This window comes from Bartonella sp. AP7XZML (assembly GCF_042195745.1).
Lineage (GTDB): Bacteria > Pseudomonadota > Alphaproteobacteria > Rhizobiales > Rhizobiaceae > Bartonella.
Genome location: NZ_JBHIOT010000094.1, coordinates 1 through 3,022 on the forward strand (window position 1 = coordinate 1; position 3,022 = coordinate 3,022).

Below are 3,022 nucleotides of genomic sequence, written 5' to 3' on the forward strand. Positions count from 1 at the left end.
ATTGCCTTGCGTACCCAGTTGCGCCATGTTGCTTGCCAATCCGTTTTGGTTGCATTTGCTCCGGCTTTTGAACGCCAGTAATCTCGAAACTTTGCGATTTCGACTTTCACGCGCTCCGGAGGCAAGCCCTCTTCGATTGCAAAATCGTAATCGGGTTCAAAATCCGCAGGCAATCGACAACCGCGATTAGCTTGCACTCGTTTTGCTTTTTTGGGAACGTTCTCTTGCTCGTGAATGATTGGTTGGTTGGTTTCTAACGTTTCGATTTGTTCTGATTGGCTTTCAACATCACACTCGATTGGCTCGTCAACCAAATCGATTGTTTCTAAATCTTCAAATTCAGTTTCTTTTTTTAATAAAACGTTAGTTTTATTTTTTTTATATATGTTAATGTTATTGTTAATGGCATTGCGTTCGCATTGCGCAACACTATGCGCATCGTATGCGCTCTGCATGCAATCCGCATATGCGTTTTCTTTTATATGATTATTGTCATTTTTACCTTTTGTTTTATGCCATCTAGAATGAGCTGCTTTTGTTGCTGCTTCTGATTTCTCTTTGCTATCATTTAATTCTAATTCAACATCTGGGTTCCACAACCGACCATCTTCTAAACAAATGATATGTCCAGTTTCTAATAAAAGATCTAATGCCTTCTGAAATTTTTTTACTGAGCAGCCAGCCAATAAAGATAACACTTTAAAATTATTCGTAAGCGGCTCTCCTGTGCGAAGCATTTGAAAGCGCAACTTAACATATATGAAACCTTCAAAAGCTGGCAAATATGCAAGATCAAGTAGCCACTTGTCTGCAAAAAGCCTCGTCCATGGCAACTTAGTTGACATGTATTGCCTCCTCTCTTTTCTTACTCCACCTTGCTAAAGCGGCTTTTGAAGCTCTTTCTGAATATTTTCTTTGAACACTTTGATCAAAAGCTAATGACTTATGCCATAAGCGCCTATTCTCTAAACGCGTAATAAGACCCATCATTATTAAAGTTTCTAACGCCTTTTTAAACGTTTGCACTGAACACCCACACCAACCCGATAAACAAGACGCATAATTGATAAGAGGCGCTTTTCTATTATTCATTAGCAACACAAGTGTTGTATAAACAGCCTTCTCTGTCGCTTTTAAACTTGTAAGCTCTTTTAAAAACTGATCTGTACTAAAATTTGCACACGCTACTTTATGACTGGACATCACTCTAAGATCTCCTTCTCTTTAACCAAATATAAAATTGCTAAAGCATCTGCTTCATTATCATCACATGGCTTGTGTCCTTTAATACACATTGCCTCTATCATCTCTTCTTTCGACGCATTCCCCTTGCCTGTCGTCGCTTTCTTAATCGTACTTACCGGTATCCCCTCATACGGTATCTNTAATTTACTGGACATACCCCAATTCCCTTTCTTTAACTAAATATAAAATTGCTAAAGCATCTGCTTCGTTATCATCTTTCGGATTGTGCCCTTTTGCACGCACCGCCTTAATCATCTCTTCTTTCGACGCATTCCCCTTGCCTGTCGTCGCTTTCTTAATCGTACTTACCGGTATCCCCTCATACGGTATCTGATGATGTTCACACCACGCCGTTAACGTTGCTAACAAACCACCGTAAACATGCGCTGCATCTGTACCTTTATGACGCCTCACCTCTTCAAAATACACCGCGTCAATGCCACCGGCTGTCTGCTTTATTTCTGATAGCCATTGCTTAAAACGCAAGTAACGCATTCCACCGCCTTCAAAACGACGGGAGTAAAAATTAATGGTACCACTTATGATACTACCGTCCCCTCCACGTATCGCCCACCCCATCTTCGTACCTAGATCAAAACAAAGAATCGTGTTATTCACCGCGCATCTCCATACAAAACGTGTTTTATAAGGTTGTTTTTTTCTGAAAAGTAGAAAGAGAAAGGCGTATGAAATATGCTTAATGAAATAGAAAATGCTTGGCATTGGATTAATAACAATCCTGTCATATCTACCATTATTGCTACGCTTTTTATCAGTATTGGAGGTTTTTTGTTTAAGTATTTTAAACTTTGTAAAAGAAGAAAAGCTTCAGAACAAAAGCTAACTGTGACAAGTGATCCAATAATATTTCTACCAAGGTTAGAGCGTAAAGAACCGCGTAAAATCCCCTTAATTTTTATACCCTTAATCATTAAAAATCCTACAAAAAAAGATATTAGAATCAAACAAATACGTCTTATTGAAGAAAGCCCTTTTGAACTTATTGCTGCTATGGTATGTAATCCTATTTCTATTGGATTTTCTAGAATAGATCCTAAATGTATCTCTTTCGAAAGAAATTTGATAAAACCGCAACGTAGTATACAATATTCTAAAAAGGGACGTTTTATAAATCCACCGTCAGAACAGTTGTTAGAGTTATTTAATCTAAAAAGCCGCAGTGAGTTGTCATTAACACTATGTATTTCCCCTCTAAGCTCAAATGATATAGTTGACCCTGAATTTTTCATAAGGCATACTGCACTGTATAATCCAAAGAAAACAATCGAAGTGAGCTTTTGTCCTGTTAGCTTCGACGGATTAAAGACATGGGAAATGTTTTTTGAAATTGCTGATTAAACTGTATATCTTGTGGTTTAATTCTTTCTATTTTTTTGTGTAAACTTGCAATCTGTCCATCAATAGAAGTTACATGTTTATTGATTAATGTTTCTTGATTTTTAATTATTGTGTCCTTTTCCCTAATTATTTCATCTTGTTCATCTATCTGTTCTTGTAGGTCAGAAGCCTTGAAATAATAGTGTAAAGTAAACAGTGAGACCACAATAATTGGAATGTTATTGATGATATGACCTATGACAAATGACATTACATCTTCCATCTTTCTCTCCTCACTTCCCCTTCTTCTTACTCTTCTTATTCTTATGAAGCGGCGCTTTTACTGCTTCATCACGCTGCTTAAGCTCTTGTGTTAGTCTTTCAACTTCCTCGTCGCGTGATTGAACATCTTCTTTTAGTGCCTGTATCTTTTCACTTT

5 protein-coding genes are annotated in these 3,022 nt (G+C 37.4%); 1 reads left to right on the forward strand and 4 read right to left on the reverse strand.

Features of this window, described 5'->3' with window-relative positions; genetic code table 11:
* From ACFILT_RS07035 to ACFILT_RS07045, 3 genes are all read right to left on the reverse strand, one after another.
* Positions 1-845, reverse strand: an 845-nt coding sequence (locus ACFILT_RS07035; RefSeq protein WP_375679814.1) for a hypothetical protein, incomplete at its 3' end; no start/stop codon positions are given.
* Positions 835-1,203 (reverse strand): hypothetical protein, encoded by a 369-nt coding sequence (locus ACFILT_RS07040; RefSeq protein ID WP_375677203.1) that lies wholly within the window; start codon positions 1,201-1,203, stop codon positions 835-837. The genes ACFILT_RS07035 and ACFILT_RS07040, both read right to left, overlap by 11 nt.
* Positions 1,204-1,389: 186 nt before the next feature.
* Positions 1,390-1,863, reverse strand: coding sequence for a crossover junction endodeoxyribonuclease RuvC (locus tag ACFILT_RS07045; RefSeq protein WP_375679816.1), 474 nt, complete (start codon positions 1,861-1,863; stop codon positions 1,390-1,392).
* Between the two features lie 75 nt (positions 1,864-1,938).
* On the opposite strand from ACFILT_RS07045, the gene ACFILT_RS07050 reads away from it, so the two are divergent.
* Positions 1,939-2,604, forward strand: coding sequence for a hypothetical protein (locus ACFILT_RS07050; protein ID WP_375678451.1), 666 nt, complete (start codon positions 1,939-1,941; stop codon positions 2,602-2,604).
* On the opposite strand, the gene ACFILT_RS07055 is transcribed toward ACFILT_RS07050, so the two are convergent.
* Positions 2,552-2,866, reverse strand: coding sequence for a hypothetical protein (locus ACFILT_RS07055; RefSeq protein ID WP_375640125.1), 315 nt, complete (start codon positions 2,864-2,866; stop codon positions 2,552-2,554). The two genes, ACFILT_RS07050 and ACFILT_RS07055, sit on opposite strands and share 53 nt — an antisense overlap.
* Positions 2,867-3,022 lie beyond the last annotated feature (156 nt).

Coding starts and splice junctions, on each gene's coding strand:
- ACFILT_RS07040 (WP_375677203.1), bottom strand. CDS start 1,203: ATGTCCAGTCATAAAGTAGCGTGTGCAAATTTTAGTACAGATCAGTTT.
- ACFILT_RS07050 (WP_375678451.1), top strand. CDS start 1,939: ATGCTTAATGAAATAGAAAATGCTTGGCATTGGATTAATAACAATCCT.
- ACFILT_RS07055 (WP_375640125.1), bottom strand. CDS start 2,866: ATGGAAGATGTAATGTCATTTGTCATAGGTCATATCATCAATAACATT.